The organism is Marihabitans asiaticum (assembly GCF_007828725.1).
Classification (GTDB): Bacteria; Actinomycetota; Actinomycetes; order Actinomycetales; family Dermatophilaceae; genus Marihabitans; species Marihabitans asiaticum.
In genome coordinates, this window is sequence record NZ_VIUW01000002.1 from 82,199 (window position 1) to 107,022 (window position 24,824).

Here is a 24,824-nt window from a genome sequence, read left to right on the forward strand (position 1 = left end):
CCTGGTGCGCGGCGTCGGTACGGTGCCGGGATGGACGTCGACGAGATCCGCGAGACTCTTCGGGCCCGCACCGGCGGGACCTGCGAAGGGGTGTGGTCGGCGCCTGGGCGGGTCAACCTCATCGGCGAGCACACCGACTACAACCAGGGGCTGTCCCTGCCCATGGCACTTCCCCACCGCACCCGGGCGGCCGCCGCGCGCCGGGACGACGACCTGGTGGTGATGTCCTCTCGAGGGTTCGGCCGGGTGCTCACGGTCGACCTGGGCAAGGTCGGGCCGGGCCGCCCGAAGGGGTGGGCGGCCTACGTCGCGGGCGTCCTCTGGGCGCTGCGGGAGGAGGGCCACCCGGTCGGTGGGATGGAGCTGGCCGTCGAGTCGCGGGTGCCGGTCGGGGCGGGCCTGTCCAGCTCGGCGGCCCTGGAGTGCGCCGTCGCCGCGGCGGCGAGCGACCTCTTCGGCCTGGGTTTGCTCGAGACGGACGAAGGGAGGGCGGCGCTGGCTGCCGCGTGCGTGCGGGCGGAGAACGAGGTCGCCGGGGCGGCGACCGGGGGGATGGACCAGGCGGTCTCCCTGCGGGCGCGCGCCGATCACCTCCTGCTGCTGGACTTCGCCCGCGGCACGGCCGAGCAGGTCCCTGCCCACCTCGACGGTCACGTCGTGCTCGTCACCGACACCCGTGCCCCGCACGCCCTGGTCGACGGCCAGTACGCCGCCCGCCGGCGTGACTGCGAGCGCGCGGCCGAGGCAGCGGGTGTCGGTAACCTCGCCGAGCTCGAGGTCGACGACCTGCCGCGGCTGCTGCCGCGGCTGGACGAGGTGGCCGCCGCTCGAGCCCGCCACGTCGTGACCGAGAACGCGCGGGTCCACGGCGTGGTTGACGCGCTCGCCAGGGGCGACCTGACCACCGTCGGCAGGCTGCTGGTCGAGGGGCACGAGTCGTTGCGCGACGACTTCGAGGTGACCGTGCCCCAGCTCGACGTCGCCGTAGAGGCGGCCGTCGAGGCCGGGGCGCTGGGAGCCCGGATGACCGGCGGCGGGTTCGGCGGCTCGACGGTCGCCCTGGTGCCAGACCATCTGGCGGCGTCGGTCGAGCGGCGCGTGCGGCAGGCGTTCGCGGCGAAGGGGTGGGAGTCCCCCGTCAGCTATGCGGTGCGGCCCTCCGGGCCGGCCGCACGCGAGGCCTGAGACGCCGAGAGGCGACGCTGCGCCCCCTTCGGCAGGACGAACAACCAGCCGAGACGCAACCGCCGGGCGGCCCACCAGATCGCTACCGGCACGAGCACCCCAGCGGTCGTGCCGAGGACCAGGTGGATGAGCCCGTCGTCGACGCCCAGGCGTACCAGGCCCGCTCGTGCCAGCGAGAGGACGAGGATGTGCGCGAGGTAGATCTCCATGCTGCGGCGTCCCAGCGCCCCCAGCGGCTCAACCCCTCGCGCCCGCGCCAGCAGCGCGCTGCCGGCCAGGACGAGCACCAGCCCGCTGACCGACCCGAGCGCTCCCCACAGGACGGGCACGAGCGAGCGGTCCGGGCTCTTGGCGGTCGGCATCGCGAAGTGCGCGACCACGATCACGAGCGCGTAGACCGCTGCCGACCCGGCCAGGGCGAGCACCAGGGCAGGGGCACGGGACGATGCCGCCAGGCGCGACAGACGGTCGCCCCGGACCAGGCTGCCCGCGACGAAGAACGGGGTGATCGCCAGCCCCTGCAGGACGAAAACGTTGGGCTCCCACCCCCAGACGAGCAGGGCCAGGACGGAGCTGACCACGAGCAACCCCCAGCCCCGACCCGGGGACATCCACGGCCGCACCACGACGACGAGCGCGGTCGCGGCAAGCAACCACGGCAGGAACCACAGCTGTGCCTCCGGCCGCCACAGCCGGAGCAGCTCCGTCGCAGATGCCTGGTTCTCGGAGAACGGGCCGCCCAGGACACGCGCACCGCGCTGCAGCACGGTCCACAGCAGGTAGAGCCACGCGAAGAGCGCTGCTCGAGAGGTCAGGTAGGAGACAGCACCGGACCTCTCGACCCCCCGCTGGACGAAGAGACCGGCGAGGAAGGCAAAGACGACGATGTGCACCAGGTAGAGCGCCGGCATGAGCGGACCGCGTGCCTCGTCCTGCACGGCGTGCTCGTGCCAGACGCCGACGATGGCGTGACTGAGCACGATCAGGACGATGGTGATGCCCTTGGCGACGTCGACGGTCCGGTCGCGGGAGTGGGTCACGTGGTCTCCGTCAGGAGCCGTTGGGCGGCATCGCGGAGCCGCTCGACGAATCGGTCGAGCGAGAAGTTGTCGACGTGGGATCGGATGGCCTGGGGGTCCCAGTCCCGGGTGCAATTGGCCACGACCGTGGCCCGGATAGCTCCGGCTGTGGGCGCCTCGAAGAATGCCCCGGTGACTCCCTCGCGGACCGTGTCGAGGTAGCCGCCGGCACGCAGGGCGAGGGTCGGCTTGCCGAAGGCGCCGGCCTCGAGCGGCGTCAGCCCGAAGTCCTCGTGGCTGGCCGCGACGAGCGCCCGGCAGTGGGCGTAGGCCCACCGCATCTGCGCGTCGGTGAGGTCGGTGACGACCGCGACGTTGTCGGGGGCAGCCGCGCGCAGCTGCTCGAGCATCGGCCCGGCACCGACGACGAGGAGCCGCTCGGGCAGGTCGCGGAAGGCCTCGATGATGCGGTCGACGTTCTTGTACGGCAGCAGCCGGGAGACGACGAGGTGGTGGTCGCGCCAGTCGGCGACCTCCGGCACCGGCTCCTCCGGCCCCGTCGTGTCCACCGCGAAGGGGGGAGCGAGCACCTCGGCGTCGATGCCGTAGGCGTCGTGGATGCGCTCTGCGACGACGTGCGAGTTGGCGAGGTAGGCGTCGCTGCGGGCGGCGGCCCTGCGGTCCCAGCGGCGAAGGGGGGTCCGCAGCGCCAGCAGCGCCAGCCCGGTCGGCGAGCGCCGCGGGTCGCCGCCGAGGTAGCGCTCGCTCTGGTAGAGCCACCGCGCGGGCGCGTGGCAGTAGACGAGGGTCTGGCCGGTCGTGGGGAACCCGTGGGCCCAGCCGCTGCTGCTCGCGATCACGAGGTCGGCGTCGATGCGCAGTGCGCTCGAGGCGAAGGGGAGGAAGGGCAGCGCCGCGCGGTGGTGGCGTCGCAGCGGGCCGACGCGGTTGAGCGGGCTGACCCGGATGTCGACGTCGCGGAACTCGGGGAAGGTGCCCTCGGGGTCGTAGAGCGTCGTGTGGACGGTCGTGTCGGGGAAGGCCTCGAGCATCGCCAGGACGACTCGCTCCGCGCCTCCACGCTGGGTGAGGTAGTCGTGGGCGATCGCCACGCGGGGGCGCGGGTGCGTGCTCGTGCCCAGCAGGCCGGCCACCTCGCGCCACACGCCCACGATGGTGTCGGTGATCGGGCCGATGCCGAGGTCGGTGCGCGCCCGCTTCCAGCCCGAGGCGCCGCGGCGCTCGGCCTCGTCGGGGTCGTCAAGGGCTGAGGTGATGGCGGCGGCCAGGGCGTCGACGTCGCCCGGCGGGACGAGCCAGCCGACGGGCGCCGGGCCACCGGTGACGATCTCGGGCACTCCTCCGGCGTCGGTGCCCACGACGGGCACGCCGCGGGCCATCGCCTCGGCGACGACCTGGCCGTAGGGCTCGGGCACCGGCGACGCGTGCACGGCGACGGTCATGGCATCGAGCTCGGCGACCGGGTCATCGGTGAAGCCGACGAGCTCGACTCGCCCGCCCAAACCAAGCCGCTCGATCTCGCGACGGATCTCCCCTTCGTACTTCTCGTGACCGAACATCGGCGAACCGATGATGCGGAAGGTCACCTCCGGATGACGGCGCACGACCTGCGCGGCGGCGCGGACGAGCTCGAGCTGACCCTTGGTCGGGCTGATGCGCCCGAGGAGCCCGACGACCGGGTCGGCAGGTCGGGGGCGCGGCTCGGGGCGGATCTGCGCCGGCACGAGGCCGGGGTGGGCGACGGTGACCTCGACCCCCGGCAGGGTCGCGCCCGTGGCGCGGGAGTTGGCGACGACCCGCTGCGGGCCCCACGTCGCCACGTGGCGCATGAGGCGCACCAGCGGACCCGGCAGGTAGTCGGGGGCGATGCGGTCGTGCACGTGCCACACCAGCGGCCGGCGGGCCAGGCGGGCCGCTGGCACGCCGAGGACGTCCGCCTTGAGCGTCGTCGTGTGGACGACGTCGACGTCGAGCTCACGCAGCCGTCGGGCCAGACGTCGGACGAAGGGGGCGGCCCCCACCGCGGAGCGCGCCGCCGTGCGCAACCCCGCTGCCTGCTCACGAGTGGTCGTGCCGATGCCCTCGTCGAGGGGCAGCACCTCGACCGCATGCCCGCGCTCGCGCAACCGACCGACCAAGGGGCCGTCGGCGAACAGGATGACTCTCGCGTCGACGTCGTCACGCTCGGCGAGGGTGTCCATGAGGCGCACGAGCGCCAGCTCGACCCCGCCGAGCTGTGCCGTGTGGTCGAGGATCGCCACGCGCACCGGTCGGTCCATCTCTCCCCCAGATCGTTCTCGGCCGTCCCGGGCAGCGTAGACCGGTCCGGGGACAGCAGTGGCAACTGCCTGCACGCACCCGGTGGCAGATCTGCCACGATCCTCCCGTGACCACAGGGGAGAAGGTGGCAGAGCGACCGGGGCGGATCGACTCCGTGGATGGGCTGCGCGCGCTCGCCTTCCTCCCCTTCGCCCGAGACCCCTCCCGCGCCGGAGCCTTCCGGTCGCGGCCCTACCTGTGCCGTCGGCTCCGCCGCATCGTCCTGCCGTACTACGCGGGACTCGTCCTGGCCGTCCTGCTCCCCCAGACCCTCGTCGTGATCGTACGGGCCGTCGGGCTGGAGGCCTCGTGGCAGCCGGTCCCCACGGTCGGGGGCCTCCTGAGCCGACTTCCCCGTGGACTTCCTCGTCGCGGCCACCGCCGTCGGTCGGTTCATGGAGTTCCTCGCCGGGGCGGGCGCGGCCGTGCTGATGTTCCGGTGGCGCGAGCGCCGACCCCGGCACCTGGGGCCGGCGGTGCTCGTGACTGCGCTCGGGGGCTACCTCCTCGCGACGCAGGTCTGGCCGTCGTGGCTCGCGGTGCGCGAGACCGCGCTGGGACTGACCTTCGGCGCCCTCATCGTCGCGGCCGTGACCTTCGCCCCCGTCGAGCGGGTCTTCGCCTGGCGCCCCGTCTCATGGCTCGGCTACCGCGCCTACAGCATGTTCCTCGTCCACCAGCCAGTCGCTTGGTACGTCAGCGAGTTCCTGAACAAAGCGCTAGGCGTGGCCGACGGCCCTGGGAAGCTGACCCTCCTGTGGACTGACCCTCCTGTGGACGATCGGGCTGATCACGGTGATGGCCTTCGGCCAGCTCCTCTTCCTCGCCGTGGAGCAGCCGTGCATCCGGTGGGCGAAGGGAGTACCTCGCCCCGATCGTCGCCGTCATCCGGTCGCCCGCCAGCCCGCGTGACCCGGGGTGTCGGCCACGACCGTGGAATGCTGCACCCGTGGTGGACGTGCACTGGGTCAGCAACGAGACCCCTGACCGCTTCGGGCAGGGGGGACAGCGGCGGCAGTTCTTCCAGATCGAGGCTCTGACGCGAGCGGGTCACGAGGTGCGCGTCGTCACGCTCTCGGGCCCCCAGGACGACACCTCGGTCCGCGACGTCGCCGCCGACGTCCACCGTGTCCCCCGGCTCGAGGCACGGGGGCGCGTCCCCCTTCCGTGGCGTCGGCAGGCGGTGCAACGGCGTCTGGCGCATTGGGGGGATGTCGTCGTGGTCGCCCACGGCGAGAGCTGGGAGCGTTTCGCCTGGGCCCTGCCCGAGGGAGTCCCCACGGTGGTTGACCTGCACAACGTCTTCAGTCGCTGGTCCCGCAGCACGGCCGAGGACGATCGGTGGCGCGACCTCGAGCGGCGCATCCGGGAGTCGGCAGATCTCGTCACCGTGACCTCGGGCCGCGAAGCCGGCGCCGTGCCCGGGGGACCGGCACCCGTGCTCGTGGTCGAGAATGGCATCGACCCGGCGGAGTGGCCGGTGGACCCCCTCCCCGCTGCCACGCCGGTCGTCAAGCTCTTCGGCAACTGGTCGTGGGCGCCCAACACCGCGGGCCTGTCCTGGTTCGCGAGAGAGGTGTGGCCGCACGTCCACGCCGCCACGGGAGCCCGGTGCGAGGTCGCAGGCTCCGGCGTCGATCCCGAGGTGGCCTCGACCCCTGGGCTCGTGGCCCACGGCCGAGTGGACGACCTGCAGGGCTTCCTCTCGGACGCCTGGGCACTCGCGATCCCGCTCCCCGAGTCCGTCGGTTCCCCGGTGAAGTACGCCGAGGCGCTGGCGGTCGGTGCCCCGGTCATCACCACAGAGCAGGGCGCTCCGGGCCATCGCGACCTACCTGTGATCAGTGACGACGTCTCGGTATGGATCAGCACCCTCACCACATGGCTGGATGAGTCGCTCGTGCCGGCGGTCCTCGCCCCGGACGAACGACAAGCCCAGCTCGACGATCTCTCATGGTCCGCAGCGCTCGTCGGACTCGAGCGTTGGGTGACCCATCGCAGATGTGGGCCCGAACCCGGCGACGAAGCAGCGGGACCACCCCGCACCCTCGCGCCATGAGGGTGACGATCGTCTACGGCGTCCCACCCGGGTCACGCAAGTTCGACATGTGGCACGACGGGTTCACCGCCGCTGTCGAGGTCCTGTCCGACCTCCACGACATCGAGTGGATCAACGCCCTGTCCGCCACACCGCAGATGCTGGAGCGTGCGGTCGCCGCGACGGACGTTGTCCTCGTCAAGAGCTCCTTCGGTGGGGCTCCTGATGCATGGTCACGTCCTGTTCTGGCCCATTTTCCGAGCGTCCCAACGTGCCTCATGATCTCCGGCACCGGACCACCTCGGCGTGGGGACTTGGGTCGCTTCGACGTTCTGTTCCACGAGACGGACTGGTACCTCCCATTCGTGGCCCGACACCCCAACGTCATCCATGCGTTCGGCGTCGACACCACCATCATGCGCCCTAGACGTGAGGTCCCGAAGGACATCGACTGGCTGATGGTCGGGCAGCCCGCCTTCTACAAGAGACCCGATGAACTCCTATCGCTGACCGGACGACGTGTCCTGGTCGGGGATCTGCGCGGTGTTCCTGAGCGGACGATCCGTGATCTCGTCAACGGTGGCATCGACGTACTGGACTTCGTGCCATACCACGAGTTGGCCGAGTACTACGCGCGCGCCACGACCGTCGTTGTGGCGTGCACCCTCCACGGGGGAGGGGAACGCTCGGTACTCGAAGCCCGTGCCTGCGGGACAGACGTCCGCGTACCCGAGGACAACCCCAAGCTGCGTGAGTTGCTCGCCGGGCCCATCCACGACCACCAGTACTACGCCCGGCAGCTGGCCATCGGTCTGACCCTCGCGCTGGAACAGCCCATGCCGCTCCGATCCAAACTGGGCTCTCATGCCCATCGAAGAACGGCCGAGTCCCGGTGGGCCTCCCTCGCTCGTCGGGCGCTACGCGGCATGGATCGATGGTCCAGTCGCTGAGGGGCGCGCGGCCCAGTCGGCGCGGTCATTCGCCACGAGGTCTGACCTCGGTGGGCGCTGAGGGCCACTGGTTGCCCTCGGAGCCGAACTCTGAACGGGGCCATCGAGCCTTGACCGCGACGATCGGAGATTGCCGGTATGGCTTCCAGCCAGGGTTCGCCAAGGCCGCACGCATGGCATCCACCAACCCGTCACGAAGTTCGTCGACCCGACGCGGATCGCTCACGGCGGCTCTGTCGACAAAGGCACGTGCGGGTGCGGACGTGGGTACCTGACGCTCCCAGGTGCGTCCAAAGTTCGACTCGTAATCGAGGAACTTGTAGGCGCCACCGTCGCCCCACGGTCGAGGCAGGGTCCACACGGCGGGGACTCCGTGCGCGTCCGCGGTGATGAGCCCATGAAGGGAACTGGTAATCACCACCAAAGACTCAGCAACCCGCGCCGCGACCACACCGGGCCGGCTGCGGACGTCAATCTGCTGCGTCCGCGGGCCGAAGGCCCCGCGCAATCTCCCCCACAGGTCGTCAGTCCGGTGTCGGTAGTGCGGGATGAGCGTCGTGTACCGACGCTCATTCCCCACACACGCACGCGAGCGCAGCAACAGGCCAGGGTCACCGGTGGCGACGGTGGAGGACAGTCCCAGTCGCTCAGCACTCAGCAGGCCACGGACTGCGGCGAACGTGGCGTCTGGGAGTTGGAGTCGGTGGTCGAACATCAAGCCGCCCCCCCACAACGTTCCTCGGTAGTCGGGAGGCAAGTGCTCGATCACACTGCCCACCCCGACGAGAGCGGCGTACCTAGGCTGCACATGCACCGGCGCGACGCCCAAGGACGGGAGAAGGGCGGGAGTTAATTGATCACCGAAGTTGCGCTGCTGGTCCCACCAGTAGGTGGGGACGTAGTAGCCCCGCGGGAGCAGTCCAGGATGACCCGCATAGCGAAGATAGCGGCCTACCACGCGAGCGCGCCGACGAGCCGGGGCGGCGTAGTCCAACTCAGCCACGGGTGATCACCCGGAGCCCCAAGGCGAGGGGCCCGCGCAGTCGCCCCGGCGCCATCGTCGCTACCACCGCAGCGTCGCTGGGTTCCAAACCGGCGCGAGTCACCACGAGCCCTATTGCATACGACGCCAGGCCCGCGAGACCAGCAGCCGGGGCCCCTATCCATGCCGCCCATGGGAGAACGGACCCCACCCCGAAGGCCACGAGCGCGGACAAGGCACCGGCAGCCAAAGGAAGCACGTCGTGTAGGCCCCCCGGAAGGCCTACTGCAGTATCCCTGACCTCACCGATGAACAGCAGGGAGACGCGGGTGAACGAGCCACAGAGGTTCGCGATGACGGCGCCCCACAGCCCGATCAGCGGCAGAAGGGTCACAATGGCCACGACATTGACGACCAGCGACGTGGTGTTGATCCGCAGGAGACGCCCTCCCCCTAAACGGGCCTGAAGGAAGGCGGACAGCGGGCCGCCGACCGTCGCAGCCCCAGCTCCGAGGCCCAGGGCGACGAAGGCCGGCGCGGCCCGCGAGTAGTCCTCTCCATAGATCACGGGGAGGAGGAGGGCGATCGGTGCGATGGCCGTCGCTACCAGCGCCCCGACAGCGGTCGAGCTCGTCCGCACGACCCTGCGCAGGGCGGCGCCGACGGAAGCGGCATCCACCTCCCGCAGCCCCGAGACCGCTGGGATCAGCGGGCCCACCAACGCCATTGCTGGGCTGAAAACGTGGTTGGCCATGCCAAAAGCGGCTGCGAACAGCCCGGCCGCCACCGTCATGTCCCACCAGGTGAGGAAAAGCACCTCAGTCCTGGATATGAGGAGGTTGCCGATGATGGCAGCTGCCCCAGCGGGCAGCGCATAGCGCCAGAACCCCGCGGGCATCCGTCGCGGGAGCTTGGGGCGTATCAGAGCTCGCCGGTAGTGGGGGTCGACGAACCTCAGCGCGAGCGTGACCCCAACAGTCGCCATGATCACCTGCGTCGCCCAGACGGCATCCGCCCGGCCGGCAAGCAGCACCGCCGCTAGGACCGCCGATTGGGTCAGGACGTTGACGACAAGGGCGTTCTGGGCCGCCCGATGAGTCTTGTTCTCGATCGAGAGGCTGAGCGTAGCCCCACCCAAGAAGGACTTGACCCACACGCCCAACAGGATCGCAACAGCGAGGACGAGCGGGTCCAGTTGCACAATTGCCAGAATCATGCAGGTGACCGCCGGGGCGAAGGTCAGGAGTCGAAAGCCCAAGGACTTGCGAAGGAGTTCGGCCACGTCGGCGTGGTCCCCTCGGGCATGCCGCTTGGTGCCGAACTGGACCACACCACCGGCCAGCCCCAGCTCAGCGGCTTGCCCCGCGGTCGTGATCATCAAGGTTAGATAGGCAAGCCGCCCGTACTCGCTGACACCGAGGACTCTCGCCATGACGATGTTGACCCCGAAACCGATGATAATGGCGACGACGGTGTGCACGAGCGTCCACCTGATGCCGTGGACGGCGCGGGACTGGAACTCTTCGCGACTGAGCGACGGCTGGCCCGTCATTCCGGAACTCCTCTCAGTGCGAAGGATCTCCACACTCGTTCCGTGGTGGTGGGCAGGAGCGGGATCGTCTCCTCGAGCGAACGGATCGCTTCCTCGCGTGCATCGCCATCCGGTCCGGCCACGCCCAACTCTATGTCTCGGACACCCGTCCCTTGAGTCAGGTGAATCTCCCGGGTTCGCCCGGGGGTCATGACCGCCTCGTAGTCCCGGAACTTGAAGTCGCCGCCCCAGAGGGCTGGGCGCCTCTGGGCCCACGCAGCAGGAATGCCCAGGCCGTCGGCGATGATCAAGCCGTGCAATGACGTGGAGAGAATCGCGGAGCACTCAGCAATGTGCCCGATGACCGCCCCCGGGCCTCGAGCGACATCCACCACAGTGACCCCCCGCGACGTGCTCACATCGCGCAGCGCTTCGTCCCGGCGGTGGAATCCGTGCGGGACGATGCCGAGCCCCCATCTCGCCCTCCGGCGAGTTGCATGACGTGCCACGAGGATCCCGGGATCGCCCAGCGCCACGTCGTCCGCCACGCCCAGAGCCGCCTTGGTGAGCGGGCCACGCACAGCGAGAACACGGGCCTGGGGCAGATCAACAGGTTCACCCCGCAGAAGCCCGGACCCCCAGATGACACCGTTGAACGTCGCGGGGAGCTGCTCGACGATACTGCCCACCCCGGACATCCGTGCGACCCGAGGTGACGTGTGGACCGCGGCAATCCCGTAGCGGGCGAGGATCCATGGCGTCAGCGCGTCACCGAAGTTGGGATGACCGTCCCACCAGTAGGCCGGCAGGATGCGTGGACTCACCGATCGGGACCGCGCCGTCGCGTCGACGAGCCTCCGGGCTGCTCGAGCGCGCCGGCGGGACGGACTGTCGTAGGGCCAACGACTGTCGACGCGCTCCCGCGCACTCATGCCCCCACACCCGCCGTCGCACCTGCACCGGCGCCTGCATGGATGGTCGCGTAGCGGCCAGCCACCGACCCCCACGAGTAGTGGCGCACGCGCTCGGAGCCTGCAGCAGCAAGGTCAGCAGCGGTGATGGGGGCCTCGAGCAGGCCGCGAATGGCGGAAGCCAAGGCCTCGGGGTCCACCGGGTCGACGACGAGGCCGTCTACACCGTCCCTGATGAACTCCGGCATGCCTCCGTGCACCGACGCCACCAGCGGCGTACCGGCCCGCCAGGCCTCGAGGGCGACGATCCCGAAGGCCTCCCACCGGCTCGGCACGACGACGACGTCTGCGGCGCGCATCGCTCCGGCGACATCGCGGTCGGACAGGCGCCCGAGCAGGTGAACCCGCTCCGACAGCCCGAGCCGGGCCGCCTGGTCCTTCAGGGCTTCACGCTGAGACCCGTCACCACCGATGGCCACCTGTACACGCGGGTCGTCCAGAGCCGCGACCGCATCCAGCAGGAGGTCGAAACCCTTCATCCGCTCGAGGCGGCCCACGGCGAGGACGACCGGCCCGGGCGGCAGTGCCGGAGGATCACCCACCGGCGCATCGAGGTGGACTCCGTTGGGCACCACCACTCCCCCGTGAAGGCCGAACCGCGAGCGCAGGTCCTCGAGCACGAGCTCCGACGGTGCCGTCACCACTCTCGTCCGCGAGATGGCGTGACGCAGGCCGGCACGCAGCAAGGCGGACCGGTCGAAGGCCCCGTAGTCGTCCGCGACGGTCTCGCCGTGGGAGGTCACTACGAGGGGCGTCCGCGTCAGATGGTTTAGGGCGAGCGCATACAGTCCGTTGGGACCGAAGCACTGCACGTGCAGGACGTCCGGGCGGAACTCACGGTGGGCCCGGCGCCACGCGGCCGCCGCCCGGGGCGCCGCGCGGAGCAGGCGCCCCAGCGCCGCGGCGCTCCGCGCCGGCAGGGGCGTGGGGAGGTAGCGCACGCGGACCCCGTCGACGTCCTGCTCACCGAGCCCCTCGCCCCGATCGACGGTCCACACCTCCACGTCCACCCCGGCGCGGGACAGCTCGGTCGCGACCTGGCGCACGTGCTGCTCGACCCCGCCGGTGTGCGGGTGGAAGGACGACGCGACGAGCGCCACCCTGACCCGCCCCTGCGTGCCTGTCATGCAGTCCCTTTCGTCCCCCGCGCGTGCCATCATGTCACCCACCACCGACCGTCGGAAGTGACCATGCCACGCCTCACCATCGCGCGAATCGCCTCCGACACGTTGCTCGGCACCGATGTGTACCAGCACGAGGTAATCAGCCGCGCGTCCGACGCCCTGCCACCCACGGACTGGCAGGTCGACGACACGGTGGTCCGCTCCCTTCGCTCACCTCTGCCGGGGACGCACCGCCTGCCCCTCGGGAAGCTCACCACTGCTCCCGCCGCGGTCCGGCGCCTCGCGGGACGCGCGCTCTACCCCCGCGAGGCAGTGGTCCACCGGATGAGTCTCGAGCTGCCACCGTCTCCGCACGCCGACGTCCTCACCCTGCACGACGTGGTGGCCTGGAAGTTCCCCGACGAGTCGGCACCCGTCCCGGCGGCGACGGAAGAGATCCGGCGCGCGGCCGGCGTCATCTGTGTCTCGGCCTTCAGCGCGGGCGAGGCTGTCGACCTCCTCGGCATCGATCCCCCGCACGTCGTGCACAACGGCGTCGACGGGCGCTTCTTCGACGCGGAGCCCGTTTCCGCGCCCGAGCTCGAACGGCTGGGGATCACTCCCCCCTTCGTCCTGACCACGGGTGGCGCCTCCGAGCGCAAGAACCTCGCTGGTCTGGCCGAGGCGTGGCCGATCGTCCACCGAGCCCGACCGGATCTCTCGCTCGTCCTCACCGGCCCCCCGCACCCGCGGCGGACGGCGCTCTTTAGTGGTCTCCCCGAGGTCGTCCTGGCGGGGCTCGTCGACGCCGAGCTCGTCCCCGGCCTCATCGCCGCGGCGGAGGCCGTCGTCGTGCCCTCGCTCTACGAGGGCTTCGGCTTCCCCGCGCTGGAGGGGATGGCCGTGGGCACACCCGTCGTCGCGGCCGCGACGAGCTCGCTGCCCGAGGTCGTCGGCGACGGCGGCCTCCTCGTCGGGCCGGATGCCCCCTCGCTCGCCGCAGGTGTCCTCGACATCACCTCGGGAGACCCCGAGGTCGAGCGGATGACCGCCCGCGGGCGGGCGCGCGCCGACGGCTTCACCTGGGAACGCAGCCTCGCGGGGCACGCCGCCGTCTGGCGTGCCGTGGCCGACCGGTAGCCCCCTCAGGCCCATGCGTGCTCGGCGAAGTAGCCGATCGTGCGCTCCAGCCCAGTCGCGCAGTTGCGTGGTCGGCGCCCACCCGAGGGTCTCGCGCGCCCGGGTGATGTCCGGCCGGCGACCGGTCGGGTCGTCCTGCGGGAGCGGACGGTGCTCGATCGGTGAGGAGCTGCCGGTCAGCTCAAGGACCTGCTCGGCAAGCTCGATCATCGTGAACTCCACGGGGTTGCCGATGTTGATCGGCCCGGTGACCTCGTGCGGGTGGCCATTAGACCCATGAGCCCGTCGACGAGGTCATCGATGAAGCAGAAGGAGCGGGTCTTGCTGCCGTCGCCGTAGATCGTGAGCGGCTCGCCGGCGAGTGCCTGCACGATGAAGTTGGAGACGACCCGACCGTCGTCGGGCTGCATGCGTGGGCCGTAGGTGTTGAAGATGCGGGCGACCTTGAGGGCGAGGTTGTGCTGGCGGCGGTAGTCGAAGAAGAGCTTCTCGGCGCAGCGCTTGCCCTCGTCGTAACACGAGCGAATGCCGATGGGATTGACGTTGCCCCAGTGGTCCTCGGTCTGCGGGTGCACCTGCGGGTCGCCATAGACCTCGGAGGTCGACGACAGCAAGATCTTGGCCTTGGTCCGCAATTCATCCCTGGCTCATGTGCGCTGCCGAAGCCGCCATCGTCCCGGCCCTGAAAGAGCCGTTCAACTTTGCAGCGCTCGATGGCAAGGACGGGCCTCATGGTCGGGGAACCACCACGAGTTCCCTGAGGTTGCCGTCACGGCGTTTGCTCGTGCCCCCCCATCAGCCAAGGCGGCGCGCGGGGCGTCATCCATGCGATGTCAAAGCACCCACGGTGACGCGCTCACAATGTGCAGGCGCGCTCGCGCCGACAATGTCACATGGGATCGCGGTCTCGCAGGCCATTCCGCGGTCGGGACGACCGCGAGAGCCATGGAGCAAAAAGGCCGTACAGCGCCCCCACCAGCAGCACCGATCCGATGACATCACTTGGCCTATGGGCGTGGCCCACTACGTTACCTACCATCACGAAGAGCACAGCAGGGATAATCAGCCAACCAAGCCACCCTGGATGGCTGTCGAGCACGATCGAGAGTGCAGCGATCAGCGACCCCACCACGACAACGTGGGTGGAGGGGAAGGTGTTGAACGCGTAGCCGTAGCCCTCTCCATGCTGTGGTCGCGTAAGGATGTGGTCGCGCAACACGGGGGACAGCAGCACCGGAAGCACAGCGACCAGCACTGCGATCACGACTGACAGCCACCTCCTCTCCCCAATCGCTCCCACACTCGCGAGGAACACGAGGGTGGCCAACACGATGGGCAGGACACTGCGGGCGAGGAACGGCAACCACGTGGCCGCAGGGCCGACGCCGAGGGCTTGGGCCCACCCCAAGACTTTCGCATCAAGCCACTGACCCGGTCCCCAGCGGACTGCCGTGACATACACAACGAGAAAGGCTGCAGTGCAGACTAAGCTCCACAGCCAAGGTGGGCGCCCCGCCCCGGTGCGGGGCATCAAGCCAGCGTCAGGCATGGCTGAGCTCGAGAGCCGCCCCGATCGCTTCGACGGCTCGAACGATCTGCACGTGCGCAGCCTCGAAGGCCTCCGCCTCTCGCCCGTACGGGTCTGGCACATCGTCGAGGTCGGGGTGGGCGACAGGCGCGCGGTGAAGAGGTGCGAGCTCGGCGATGGCGCGAAGGCGATCCGGGAGCGGAGCGCCGTCTCCCACGACGGCAGCCAACTCGGCTGTTGTGATGCGTGAAACCAGGCGCGCGAACTCGCGCAGGGTGAAGGATCTCCTCAGCGCGGACGGCCACATCTGCGCGGCAGAGCTGCGGTGCTCCCGCGCCAGCCCGAGCACTAGGTCCGCTTCATCAAGGAGCGAGGGAGTCAGTCGACGCGCGGAGAACCCTGCGACGTCCGCGCCCGCCGCACTGAGGAGCTGTGCAGCCTGCGGCTCGATCGCAGCATCGAGCACCGGCTTGGTGCCGGCGCTGCCAACGAGTACCTCGCCCGACGAACGGTGATGCGCAAGGGCTGAGGTCAGGAGTCGTTCCGCAGACGGAGAACGACAGATGTTGCCGGTGCATATGAACAAGACGCGAAAGGTCACCCCCGCTCCCCTTCCCGCCCCAAATTGCTCACGCTCACGCACGACATTGACGACGCCGACTCAATCCTGGTCACCCCCGAGCGGTGGCCTTTTTTCGGGCACGCCGAGTCCCCTTGGCCGCGGCCTCCTCATAGCGGTGGTACCCATACCGGTACTCGCTCCCCTGCTTCGAGGACACGAAGTTGCGGGCAAATCCAGACACGTTGGCACCCACCGTGTGCAACTGCTTCAGCGCGTTGGCTAGATCCTTCTTCTTCGTCCGATCCACTCCAACCACCATCAAGAGCCCACCGGTGAGACGTTCGACGATGACGGCATCAATGACCGGAACCACCGGCGGACTGTCGATGAGCACGAAGTCGTAATCGTCGAGCAGCCGAGCCATGAGTAACTCCATCGGCTTCGATCCGAGCAGCTCACTCGGGTTGGGCGGGATCTGCCCCGCAGGCAGCACGTAAAGATCTGTCGAACCCCAGCGCTGAATCACATCCTGCGGATCCGTTTCACCCAGCAAGATGGTGGTGAGCCCCACTCCGCCCTCCAGGCCCATCGTCTTGGCGACTGATGGGTTTCGCAGGTCCGCGTCGACAAGTAGGGTCCGGGTGCCCGAATCAGCGAGGGCGAGCCCCAGGTTGGCGGCCGTTGTCGTCTTGCCCTCACCGGGCATCGCAGACGTGACCACGAAGGAGTGCTTGCCAGTCGTCACATCAACGAACATCAAGTTGGTGCGCAACCTGCGGATCGCTTCGGCATACCGGCTGTGCGGCTCGGTCTCCACGCTGAGCAAATCCTGGCCGGAGGAGGTCTTCACCATCGGCAGTCCTCCGAGCATCGGATTGTCGGACCACGCCTTGATGTCGGCCTCAGTGCGGACCTTGGTGTCCAGGGCATGGCGCAGCAGCGCCAGCCCGAGACCGAGAGCCAAGCCTACCAAGAGCGCAAGACCCATGTTTCGCACTGGGTCGGGCGAGGTTGGCCTCGAGGGTGGCGTCGCCGGAGCGATCGGAGTCGACACGACCTTTTGTCCCGAAGCAGCCAGCAGCGTTGAGAACTCGCCGGCCACCTTGCCCAGTTGTGGGCCCGTTTCGTTGGCGACCGCGGCTGCTTCCTGGGGGTCAGGCGCTTGCGCAGTGATCCTGAGGATCGAGGTGGCGCCAGTCACCTCGGCAGTCACGTTGACCGGATGGCCCTTCGGCAAGTCCAGTTCTTCGCGGATCGGGTTGAGGACAGCCGGCGTGTCGAGGATCGAGACATAAGTGTCGAGGTCGTCCTCGGTGAGCACGAAGGTACCCGCGTCCTGGCCGCCACCCTCTTGTCCGGAGGTGCTGAGATACACCCGCGCCTGCGCTGTGTACACCGGCGTGGTCAGAGCGGTGACTGTCACCGCGGACAAGACAGCCAGAATCACACACCCCGCGATGATGCGCCACTGCGCTCGCAACACTCCGAAGAACTCGCTGAGATCCACGCTTCACTCCTGATCGCCCCACGGCCACCGACATCAGCCACCCGCCCCGGAGATATCGTTTGACGACTCCCCCACATCACTGTCTGGAGTGTATAGCGTGCGCATCCTGCGAATCTCCCACAGCGCTGTGGTTGACGCATGGCGCGTGCGCGAGCGCGTGGCTCGTCGACACGGCCACCACGTCCGTTCGGTGAGTGCGCTCGTCTGGGACGAAGGGGGCGTCGAGACTCCCCTCGTAGCCCGCCCAGGGGAGGAGGTAGAGGGCGTGCGCACGTGGGGGAAGCACCCGGCACTCTTTCTCTACGACCCGCGCCCACTCTGGCGCCTCTTGCGGCAGGACTGGGATGTCATCGACCTGCACGAGGAGCCCTTCGCCCTGGCCACTGCGGAAGTTCTCGCAATCCGCGCCCTGCAGGGCTTGCATATTCCGTACCTGTTGTATTCGGCCCAGAACATCGACAAACGGTACCCGCCGCCGTTCCGATGGCTTGAGCGGTGGGCCCTGCGTCACGCGCGGGCAGTAAGCGTGTGCAACTCACGGGCCGCTGAGATTGTCACCCGCAAGGGGCTCACCGGCCGTGCCGTTGTTGTCGGGTTGGGGCTGGACACCAGCGCCTTCACCCCCGCGCCTCACACCACGTCGGAGCGGAGCGTCATTCGAGTCGGCTATGTTGGCCGACTGGCGCCTCAAAAAGGTGTCCACGTGCTGCTCAAGGCGCTCGCTCGGGACTCCACCCTTCACCTCGCCCTCGCCGGAGCAGGCCCAGAGGAGGAAGCGCTCCGCGTCCGCGCCGAGCGCGACGGCACCCGCAACCGGGTCGAATTCGTGGGGCCGGTCGACCAGACGCAACTTCCCGACTTCTACCGCAGCCTCGACGTCCTGGCCGTACCGTCCTTGACCACGCCTGGATGGGTCGAGCAATTCGGGCGGGTCGTCATCGAGGCCATGGCGTGCGGCACCCCTGTCGTGGCCAGCGACAGCGGAGCTCTCCCCGAGGTGGTCGGTGGAGCCGGACTGCTTGTTGCACCAGGAGACGCATTAGAGTTGGCTGCGGCACTCAAGCAGGTGGGCACGGATGCTGAACTCGCGGGGAGAATGCGTGCTGCAGGGATTGCGCGTGCACAGGCGTACGACTGGGACGTGATCGGCGGAGAGTACGTGGCGCTGTACGAGAACGTGGCCGGAGTGAGTCCGACGGGTGGCGCCGACGCCATGCCCGACATCATCGTGGTCGCCTTCCACAATGCTGATCTCCTGCGGGAAACGCTCGCTCCAGTCGCTCACCTGTCGGTCACCGTCGTAGACAACTCGTCCGACCCCGACGTGCGAGCACTGTGCGAAGAACTCGGCGTGCGGTACCTCGACCCCGGACGCAACGGTGGCTTTGCCGCGGGCGTCAACCACGGGCTCGCCCACCAATCTCCGACCGGCAGGGACGTTCTCCTGCTCAATCCCGACGCGGTCATCGACGAGTCAGGCATCCGACGCCTCCACTCTGCGCTGCGCGCACGACCAGATCTCGCCAGCGTCGGGCCTGCTCAGGTTGACGGACAAGGCATTCCGAGCCGGGTGGCGTGGCCGCTGCCCTCTCCTGCAGGCGCCGCCATCGAGGCCATCGGGCTGGGCAGCCGACGGCGCAACACCTATGTCATCGGGTCGGTTCTGCTGTTGCGGGCTGAAGCCTTGGCACAAATCGGCGGATTCGACGAGTCGTTCTTCCTCTATGCAGAAGAAGCGGACTGGGCCCGACGTGCGGTCAGACTGGGCTGGCACCACCAACTCGTCAACGACGTCCAAGCCCTCCACATCGGGTCCGCTACGAGTTCGGACCCGATACGCCGCGAGGCGCATTTCCACGCGTCCCAGGAGCGGTACCACCGCAAGCACTTCGGAGCGTTCGGGTGGCAGATCGCGCGAGCTGCGATCATCGCGGGCTCTGCAGCGCGTGCCCTTGTGCTCCGTGGCGAGCGAGCGACTCACGCCCGCGATCGTGCCCTTCACTATCTTCGAGGGCCGATGGCGCGGCAGTTCGCTGCCTCGTCCCCTCCTGCGAGGAGCCCCGAGTGAAAGAGCGTCTCCTGCGTCTGATTGCTGGGCTCGGGCTGACGCTCGGCGCTCTCATCGTCGGCTATGTCGTCCCTGGGCAACCGCTACTCGCGGTAGCGGTCTCGGTGGGGGTTCTCGCGATGGGGCTCTCGGCGATCAATCGTGCGTTCGTCCCGCTGCTGGTGCTGCCCGTGCTCTTCATCGTCGGCCGGGTCAGCTACTCGGGCGTCGACGTTTCGATCTCCGATGTCGGGCTTGCTGTTGCCACCCTGCCTGCGGTCGCCCTGAGCAGAACTCTGTCGCCAGCGATGCGATCCTTGATGTGGCTTATCGCGCTCTACCTCTTCTCGACGCTGTTCACCGTCGCGGCGAACCCGTACCTCGCCAATGTGATCGAGTGGGTCCACTCCGCAGTTCTTCTCGGTGGTGCGCTGTTCGTGGGGTGGTCAGTCGGCCGCGAGGGGTTCGGAGCGAAGGCGCTCAGCGTCATGCTCACGACCGCCAGCGCGATATCGCTTCTCGTCATCATCTCGGGGGTGACCGCAGCGATGAAGGGGTCCTTTGAGCCGGTGTTCCTTGACTGGCCCTTCGGTATGCACAAGAACTTCATCGGCACGACCTTGGGCATCATGGCGGTCGTCGCCTACGTCCACCCGGTATGGATGGGATGGAGCAAGTCCCTCGGGATGGCGGTCTTCGCTTGGCTCACGATCGGAGTTGCCTTTTCCCAGTCTCGACAGGCCATCATCGCGCTGGGGATTGCCCTGATCGTCCTCGTGCTGCGCACCCGCACCCAGCAGCGTCGTCCAATGTTGATCGTTTTCGCCGTCATTACCGCCTTCCTGTACGTTCTCAGCGTCGTGAGGGAGCAGGCGAGCAGCAGCAACGAATTCAACTCCTTCTTCCAACGACTCGCTTGGTTCTCCGATTCGATCGAGGTCTGGCAGACCAGCCCCGTCTTCGGTGTGGGGTTGCGCTGGTGGTACACCGACACCTTCGACTACCGCTTCCAACCGCCAAACGCCGAGTTGGAGGTACTCACCTCGGCCGGGATCATTGGTCTAGTCGCTTTCCTCATCCTGATCACCGGAAGCCTCACCATCCTGTGGCGATTGCCCCCGGAGTACGGCACGCTCGCAGCCCTCGTGGTCCTCTCGCGTTTTGTCCAAGCACAGTTCGATCTCTTCTGGACCGCAGTGCAGGTCTCCCTGCCGTTCGTGATCGTCGGCATTTGCCTCGGCGAACTTGCTCGTGTGGACAGTGAGCCGAAACAGCACTCGATCGCGAGTTCTCTCGGGGAGTCCTCCTCCGTCGACGAATCGGCCGTGGTCCAGCGATGAAAGTCATCCAGATAGTCCCGTCCGTCGGTCGTGGCAGCGGAGTTGAGTCTGTTGCCTATCACCTTGAGCAGGAGTGGCAGCAGCTCGGCGTGGAAACCCTGCGGTTCACCATGGCCGATGCGCGGGGCGACTGGCTCCCCGCCGCCGGGAAGGGTGCGGCCGGGAAGATCGCACTGCTCATGCGCGTCGTGTGGTTCTCCACTGTCGGAACCCTCCTCGCGCGGCACATGCTGCGTCAGCACCCGGACGCGGTGTCCGTTTGCCACAATGACGTCATGGCTGGCGACGTCTACGTCAACCACGGGATCATCCACGTCGCCCTGGCCGCCCAGGGGCGCCGCTGGTGGCGCACGATCCGTAACCCCATACACGCCTTCACCGGCGTCCGCGACACCATCCGCTACGCATCCCGTCGCTTCCATCGGGTCGTGATCAATCTCGTCGCGACCGAGGAATCAGATCTGCGCGCGACCTACCCTCGCATGCGAGTCCCGAGCCGCGTCATCGGCAACGGCGTGGACACGGATACCTATCGACCACCGACCGTCAACGAGCGAACTGCCGCGCGCGCGGCGGCAGGCATCCCCGCTGAGGACTTCACCATCCTCTTCGTCGGGCACGAGTTCGAGCGAAAGGGGCTGTCTCAGCTCGTCGAGGCCGTCGCCGCGGGCCCACCGGAGTGGCACCTCGTCGTGGTCGGTGGCGACGACGGTCTCCTCGATCGACTCAGGGCAACAACGGCCGCAGGAAGTCTTGCCGAGCGTCTCCACCTCGTCGGGCCGGTTGCGGACCCGACTTCCTTCCTCCACGCCGCGGACGTGCTCGCCACCCCGAGCAGTTACGAGTCCTACGGCCTCGTGGTTCTTGAAGCGATGGCCTGCGGCCTTCCTGTCGTGGCGACGCCGACCGGTTGTGCCGCCGACCTCGTCCTCGACGGTGCAACGGGCTGGCTCTGCACGCAAGAGCCCTCCTCGATCCGAGCGGCCCTGCAGCGTGTGGCGAACGCCGACCGCCGGCGAATGCGTGAGGCCGCCCGAGCCGTCGCCATGCGCCATTCATGGCGTTCCATCGCCCAGCGATACCTCCAGCTCTTCGAGGAACTGCACGAGGGAGAATCCCAAACCAGCCGCACCCACATTGCACACGTCATCCGCTCCACAGGCTTCGCGGGAGTCGAAAGGCACGTTGCAACGCTCGCGGGTGCGCAAGCCCAACTCGGGCATCGCGTCAGCGTCATCGGTGGTCGGGCCGAGGACATGCGTACCAGCCTGCCCGCCAGGGTTCGATTCCGTCCGGCCGCCACGGTGGCGGGAGCTGCATGGCAACTGGCCCGTTTGGTGATCACGGACCGGCCCAGCGTAGTGCACACGCACATGAGTGCCGCAGAGCTCGCAGCCAGCATGATCCCTTTGCGCGGGGCGCCCATTGTGAGCACGCGACACTTTGCGGCGCGACGCGGCGCACGGGGCCCTCACCGGGCACTGTTGGCCATCGTTGCGAAGCGCATCTGCAGTGAGGTGGCTGTGAGCGAGTACATCGCGCGACACGTGGCTGGTGACACCTGGGTGGTCCACCCAGGTGTCACAACCCGGCCTGAGGGTCGGGCCGCCCACGACCGTGAACGGACCGTGCTCGTCGCCCAGCGGCTCGAGATTGAGAAATCCACCGACACGGCCCTCGAGGCATTCGCGGCCTCCGGGCTCCCCAAGGAGGGTTGGCGCTTGCAGATCGCCGGTGGTGGATCCCAGCGCGGCACTTTGGAGGACTTGGCCGCACGGCTGGAGATCGCGGACGCGACAGACTTCCTCGGTCACCGTACCGATGTAGACCAGCTCATGTCCGACGCCGCAATCTTTCTCGCGCCCTGCGCCGTCGAGGGGTTGGGCATGAGTGTGCTGGAAGCCATGTCCAACGGCCTCCCTGTCGTTGCGGCGGCAGCTGGCGGCCACCTCGAGAGCGTCGGGGGTACCGAGGGCGCTGCACTCTTCCCCCCGGGGGACCCGGCCGCCGCTGGACAACTCCTGCGCGAGCTGGCCTCCGAGGCTGACCGTCGCCACGCCTATGGGCTGGCGTTGCGCCGCCGACAGCGGATGCACTTCTCCCCCACGGCTCAAGCTGAGCAGATGGATGCGGTGTATGCACACGCGCGTGCTGCACACGTGCGCACCGACGGGCCCGACCTCGTCATCGTCTCACTCGAGCCCTGGGACCGCATCTGGCGACGCAACCAGCACCTCATCAGCGGTCTGCTGAGACGCGACCCGTCTCTGACAGTGCTCTTTGTTGAGCCCGCCGTGGATCTCCTTCATGCCCTGCGCTCGGGCAACGCACCCCGTCGTGGCGCTGGCCTGAGACGGGGCCCGCGTGTCGAGGGCGTTGATCCCGGTGCACTGTGGCTGTATCAGCCGACGAAGTCCCTGCCCCGTCTTCTGGACCCTCAGCAAGACCAACGCTGGGCACGCTCTGTTGTGCGTGCCGCGAGCAGGATCGGGATCACCGAACCGACCCTGTGGGTCAACGACCCCCAAGGTGCCGAGCTCCTCGACCTCAGCGAGTGGCCGGCACTCTACGACATCACCGACGACTGGCTCGAAGCCGACCGTGACGCTGCGACCCACGCACGTCTCGTTCGACAGGAACGCACGCTTATGGATCGTGCCCGCCAGGTCGTTGTGTGCTCGAAAGGTCTCCAGCAGAGCAAGGGCACCACCCGACCGGTCGTCCTCGTGCGCAACGCCGTTGATGTCCCGGCCTACCGCGCCCCAGCACCCCGGCCGCAGGACCTGCCCAGCCGCCCGGTGGCGCTGTACCTGGGGACGCTGCACAGCGACCGCCTCGACATCAGCCTCTGCGTCGACACGGCGCGCCGGTTGCCGCCCGGCCGCCTCGTCCTGGTCGGCCCCGATGCCCTGACCTCTGCCCAGCGGCGACGACTCGACGACGCCGGAGTTGCACTGCTGGGACCCAAAGACCATCGCGAGGTCCCTGGATACCTCCAACACGCGGACGTCCTCGTCGTTCCCCACGTCGTCGATGCCTTCACCGACAGCCTCGATCCGATCAAGCTCTACGAGTACAGGGCGGTCGGCCGACCGATCGTCACCACCCCAGTGGCAGGGTTCCGCGAGGTTCGCGGTACTGCCATCACTGTGGTCAATCGGTCGGACTTCGCCAACATGGTCGCGGCAGTGCTTGCGAGCGCTACCCACGACCTGCCAAGCGGTCAAGACGACATCCAGGACGACATCCCGTCGTGGGCTGAGCGGGTTGACGAGATGGCGACAGTGATCGCCAACGTACAGGAGTCTCCGACGAGGCTCGGCACGCTCCGCGACGTCCCGCTCTCAGTACGTCTCGAGATGGCTCACCACGTCGTCCAGCATGTCGCGGAAACACACGGCATCGACATACTCCACATCAAGGGGCTCGCCCTGGACGATTCTTTGCAGTACCCCGGCCGCACCCCAACCGATGTCGACGTCCTCGCGCGACCGGACGACGCTGACGCGTTGGTGGGTGCGCTCCAGGGCGTGGGCTTCGAACTCCTTGGACGCTTCGCGACGAGCTCCCCCTTCGAGCACTCCGCCACCCTTCGGCACGACCAATGGGGCGATGTCGACGTCCACCGACTCTTCCCCGGCATTGGCCCCACTCCGAAGGAGAGCTTTGATCTGCTCTGGGAGCGCCGGAACACGGTCTTGCTCGGGGGTCGGGAGTGCGCAGTCCCACCCTTGGCCGCTCAAGCGCTCATGCTCGTCCTGCACGCGGCCCGCAGCCGGCTCGGAGCGCAACCTCGCAACGATCTGATGCACGTGGTGCATCATCCGGATCCGCACCTACGTCCAGCCCTTCTGGACCTCGCCGACGAGTTGCACGCGGAAGTCGCTATCGCCGCAGCCACGGGGCGCCTCCATGAGCACACCGGCCACCCAGATCACAACCTCTGGCACGCGGTGTCTGTCGGTGACAGTCGACTCGATGAGTGGCGTGCTCGGATCGCCGCCGCGCCCGACCTCAGGACGCGCCTGAGCGTGCTGCTGAGGGCTCCGACGGTCAACACAGACCATCTCGCCATGCTTCTCGGTCGTCGCCCCACGGGCGTCGAGGTTGCAGCAGAGTTCGGCCGCAGGTCCGCCGCTGGGTTCCGCGAACTCACGGCCCGCATCATTCGCAGGGGTCGCTCATGACGCAGTACGTCGTACCGAAGGCAGTCGCCGTCGTCGTGCACGACGACACGGTCTTTGCCGCGCGGGTGCCCAGCGGCCCCATCATGGTGCTCGAGGGTTCTGCCGCCGTGTTGTGGTCCCTCGTAGCGAACACGACCGTGCACGACTTCCCTCGGATCGTCGCCGAGCACTTCGGTGTGGCCGAATCGGCGATCATCGACGACGTCGAGGCATTCCTTGTCTCCCTCGTGTCCCGGGGGCTTCTCACCACAGATTCGCAACCCTTCCTGCGTGGCGAGGATGACACCTCAGCCTGAGGGTATCGGTTGCTGGCGACTGGTGCTCGATTGCTGGCGGCTATGGACCAGTCGGCAAATTTCCGCTACTGTCACGCTCAGCAACTCTTTCCGTACTC

19 protein-coding genes are annotated in these 24,824 nt (G+C 68.4%); 9 read left to right on the forward strand and 10 right to left on the reverse strand.

Going from position 1 to position 24,824, the window contains the following annotated elements:
* The first annotated feature begins 30 nt into the window (after positions 1–30).
* Positions 31–1,185, forward strand: coding sequence for a galactokinase (gene galK, locus FB557_RS04955; protein WP_144856235.1), 1,155 nt, complete (start codon positions 31–33; stop codon positions 1,183–1,185).
* On the opposite strand, the gene FB557_RS04960 is transcribed toward galK, so the two are convergent.
* Together FB557_RS04960 and FB557_RS04965 are read right to left on the reverse strand one after the other, a co-directional pair.
* Complete coding sequence (locus tag FB557_RS04960) at positions 1,143–2,225, reverse strand: acyltransferase family protein (RefSeq protein WP_170236195.1); 1,083 nt, start codon at positions 2,223–2,225, stop codon at positions 1,143–1,145. The two genes, galK and FB557_RS04960, sit on opposite strands and share 43 nt — an antisense overlap.
* Positions 2,222–4,504, reverse strand: a complete 2,283-nt coding sequence (locus tag FB557_RS04965; protein ID WP_144856239.1) for a glycosyltransferase family 4 protein — start codon at positions 4,502–4,504, stop codon at positions 2,222–2,224. The genes FB557_RS04960 and FB557_RS04965 overlap by 4 nt, the downstream gene beginning before the upstream one ends.
* A 435-nt stretch (positions 4,505–4,939) precedes the next feature.
* On the opposite strand from FB557_RS04965, the gene FB557_RS14865 reads away from it, so the two are divergent.
* Genes FB557_RS14865 through FB557_RS04975 form a run of 3 tightly spaced genes read left to right on the forward strand, consistent with a single transcriptional unit; the run spans position 4,940 to position 7,532 of the window.
* Positions 4,940–5,584: an acyltransferase family protein gene (locus FB557_RS14865; protein WP_425462983.1), complete on the forward strand. Its 645-nt coding sequence runs from the start codon at positions 4,940–4,942 to the stop codon at positions 5,582–5,584.
* Positions 5,494–6,603 carry a glycosyltransferase gene (locus tag FB557_RS04970; RefSeq protein WP_144856241.1) on the forward strand — a complete coding sequence of 370 codons (1,110 nt, stop codon included), beginning with the start codon at positions 5,494–5,496 and terminating at the stop codon, positions 6,601–6,603. Before FB557_RS14865 ends, FB557_RS04970 begins: the two co-directional genes overlap by 91 nt.
* Complete coding sequence (locus FB557_RS04975) at positions 6,600–7,532, forward strand: glycosyltransferase family protein (RefSeq protein ID WP_144856243.1); 933 nt, start codon at positions 6,600–6,602, stop codon at positions 7,530–7,532. Before FB557_RS04970 ends, FB557_RS04975 begins: the two co-directional genes overlap by 4 nt.
* Positions 7,533–7,557: 25 nt before the next feature.
* On the opposite strand, the gene FB557_RS14870 is transcribed toward FB557_RS04975, so the two are convergent.
* The 4 genes from FB557_RS14870 to FB557_RS04995 form a co-directional block, all read right to left on the reverse strand.
* Complete coding sequence (locus FB557_RS14870; protein ID WP_425462984.1) at positions 7,558–8,247, reverse strand: polysaccharide pyruvyl transferase family protein; 690 nt, start codon at positions 8,245–8,247, stop codon at positions 7,558–7,560.
* 280 nt (positions 8,248–8,527) lie between these two features.
* On the reverse strand, positions 8,528–10,066 hold the full coding sequence (locus FB557_RS04985) for a lipopolysaccharide biosynthesis protein (protein ID WP_144856247.1): 1,539 nt from the start codon (positions 10,064–10,066) through the stop codon (positions 8,528–8,530).
* Positions 10,063–10,869, reverse strand: coding sequence for a polysaccharide pyruvyl transferase family protein (locus FB557_RS04990; RefSeq protein WP_170236196.1), 807 nt, complete (start codon positions 10,867–10,869; stop codon positions 10,063–10,065). The genes FB557_RS04985 and FB557_RS04990 overlap by 4 nt, the downstream gene beginning before the upstream one ends.
* Before the next feature lie 104 nt (positions 10,870–10,973).
* Positions 10,974–12,143: a glycosyltransferase family 4 protein gene (locus tag FB557_RS04995; RefSeq protein ID WP_170236197.1), complete on the reverse strand. Its 1,170-nt coding sequence runs from the start codon at positions 12,141–12,143 to the stop codon at positions 10,974–10,976.
* A gap of 63 nt (positions 12,144–12,206) precedes the next feature.
* Between FB557_RS04995 and FB557_RS05000 the strand changes: the two genes are divergently transcribed.
* Complete coding sequence (locus FB557_RS05000) at positions 12,207–13,259, forward strand: glycosyltransferase family 4 protein (protein WP_144856253.1); 1,053 nt, start codon at positions 12,207–12,209, stop codon at positions 13,257–13,259.
* A 206-nt stretch (positions 13,260–13,465) separates the two neighbouring features.
* Here the strand turns inward: FB557_RS05000 and FB557_RS05005 are convergent, their stop codons facing one another.
* From FB557_RS05005 to FB557_RS05020, 4 genes are all read right to left on the reverse strand, one after another.
* Entirely contained in the window at positions 13,466–13,894 is a 429-nt protein-coding gene (locus FB557_RS05005; RefSeq protein ID WP_425462980.1) for an NAD-dependent epimerase/dehydratase family protein, read from the reverse strand.
* Between the two features lie 254 nt (positions 13,895–14,148).
* Positions 14,149–14,523 carry a phosphatase PAP2 family protein gene (locus tag FB557_RS14125; RefSeq protein WP_170236198.1) on the reverse strand — a complete coding sequence of 125 codons (375 nt, stop codon included), beginning with the start codon at positions 14,521–14,523 and terminating at the stop codon, positions 14,149–14,151.
* 277 nt (positions 14,524–14,800) lie between these two features.
* Positions 14,801–15,388: an arsenate reductase/protein-tyrosine-phosphatase family protein gene (locus tag FB557_RS05015; RefSeq protein WP_170236199.1), complete on the reverse strand. Its 588-nt coding sequence runs from the start codon at positions 15,386–15,388 to the stop codon at positions 14,801–14,803.
* Between the two features lie 70 nt (positions 15,389–15,458).
* Entirely contained in the window at positions 15,459–16,856 is a 1,398-nt protein-coding gene (locus tag FB557_RS05020; RefSeq protein WP_144856257.1) for a tyrosine-protein kinase domain-containing protein, read from the reverse strand.
* A gap of 97 nt (positions 16,857–16,953) precedes the next feature.
* Here FB557_RS05020 and FB557_RS05025 point away from each other — a divergent pair, with 97 nt between their 5' ends.
* Genes FB557_RS05025 through FB557_RS05040 form a run of 4 tightly spaced genes read left to right on the forward strand, consistent with a single transcriptional unit; the run spans position 16,954 to position 24,726 of the window.
* Positions 16,954–18,924 carry a glycosyltransferase gene (locus FB557_RS05025; protein ID WP_246074466.1) on the forward strand — a complete coding sequence of 657 codons (1,971 nt, stop codon included), beginning with the start codon at positions 16,954–16,956 and terminating at the stop codon, positions 18,922–18,924.
* Positions 18,921–20,243, forward strand: coding sequence for an O-antigen ligase family protein (locus FB557_RS05030; RefSeq protein WP_144856259.1), 1,323 nt, complete (start codon positions 18,921–18,923; stop codon positions 20,241–20,243). The genes FB557_RS05025 and FB557_RS05030 overlap by 4 nt, the downstream gene beginning before the upstream one ends.
* Complete coding sequence (locus FB557_RS05035; protein WP_144856261.1) at positions 20,240–24,430, forward strand: glycosyltransferase; 4,191 nt, start codon at positions 20,240–20,242, stop codon at positions 24,428–24,430. The genes FB557_RS05030 and FB557_RS05035 overlap by 4 nt, the downstream gene beginning before the upstream one ends.
* Positions 24,427–24,726 (forward strand): PqqD family protein, encoded by a 300-nt coding sequence (locus tag FB557_RS05040; protein ID WP_144856263.1) that lies wholly within the window; start codon positions 24,427–24,429, stop codon positions 24,724–24,726. Before FB557_RS05035 ends, FB557_RS05040 begins: the two co-directional genes overlap by 4 nt.
* Positions 24,727–24,824: the final 98 nt, after the last annotated feature.

Coding starts and splice junctions, on each gene's coding strand:
- FB557_RS05000 (WP_144856253.1), top strand. CDS start 12,207: ATGCCACGCCTCACCATCGCGCGAATCGCCTCCGACACGTTGCTCGGC.
- FB557_RS04965 (WP_144856239.1), bottom strand. CDS start 4,504: ATGGACCGACCGGTGCGCGTGGCGATCCTCGACCACACGGCACAGCTC.
- FB557_RS05035 (WP_144856261.1), top strand. CDS start 20,240: ATGAAAGTCATCCAGATAGTCCCGTCCGTCGGTCGTGGCAGCGGAGTT.
- FB557_RS14865 (WP_425462983.1), top strand. CDS start 4,940: ATGGAGTTCCTCGCCGGGGCGGGCGCGGCCGTGCTGATGTTCCGGTGG.
- galK (WP_144856235.1), top strand. CDS start 31: ATGGACGTCGACGAGATCCGCGAGACTCTTCGGGCCCGCACCGGCGGG.
- FB557_RS05040 (WP_144856263.1), top strand. CDS start 24,427: ATGACGCAGTACGTCGTACCGAAGGCAGTCGCCGTCGTCGTGCACGAC.
- FB557_RS04995 (WP_170236197.1), bottom strand. CDS start 12,143: ATGACAGGCACGCAGGGGCGGGTCAGGGTGGCGCTCGTCGCGTCGTCC.
- FB557_RS14870 (WP_425462984.1), bottom strand. CDS start 8,247: ATGTTCGACCACCGACTCCAACTCCCAGACGCCACGTTCGCCGCAGTC.
- FB557_RS04975 (WP_144856243.1), top strand. CDS start 6,600: ATGAGGGTGACGATCGTCTACGGCGTCCCACCCGGGTCACGCAAGTTC.
- FB557_RS04985 (WP_144856247.1), bottom strand. CDS start 10,066: ATGACGGGCCAGCCGTCGCTCAGTCGCGAAGAGTTCCAGTCCCGCGCC.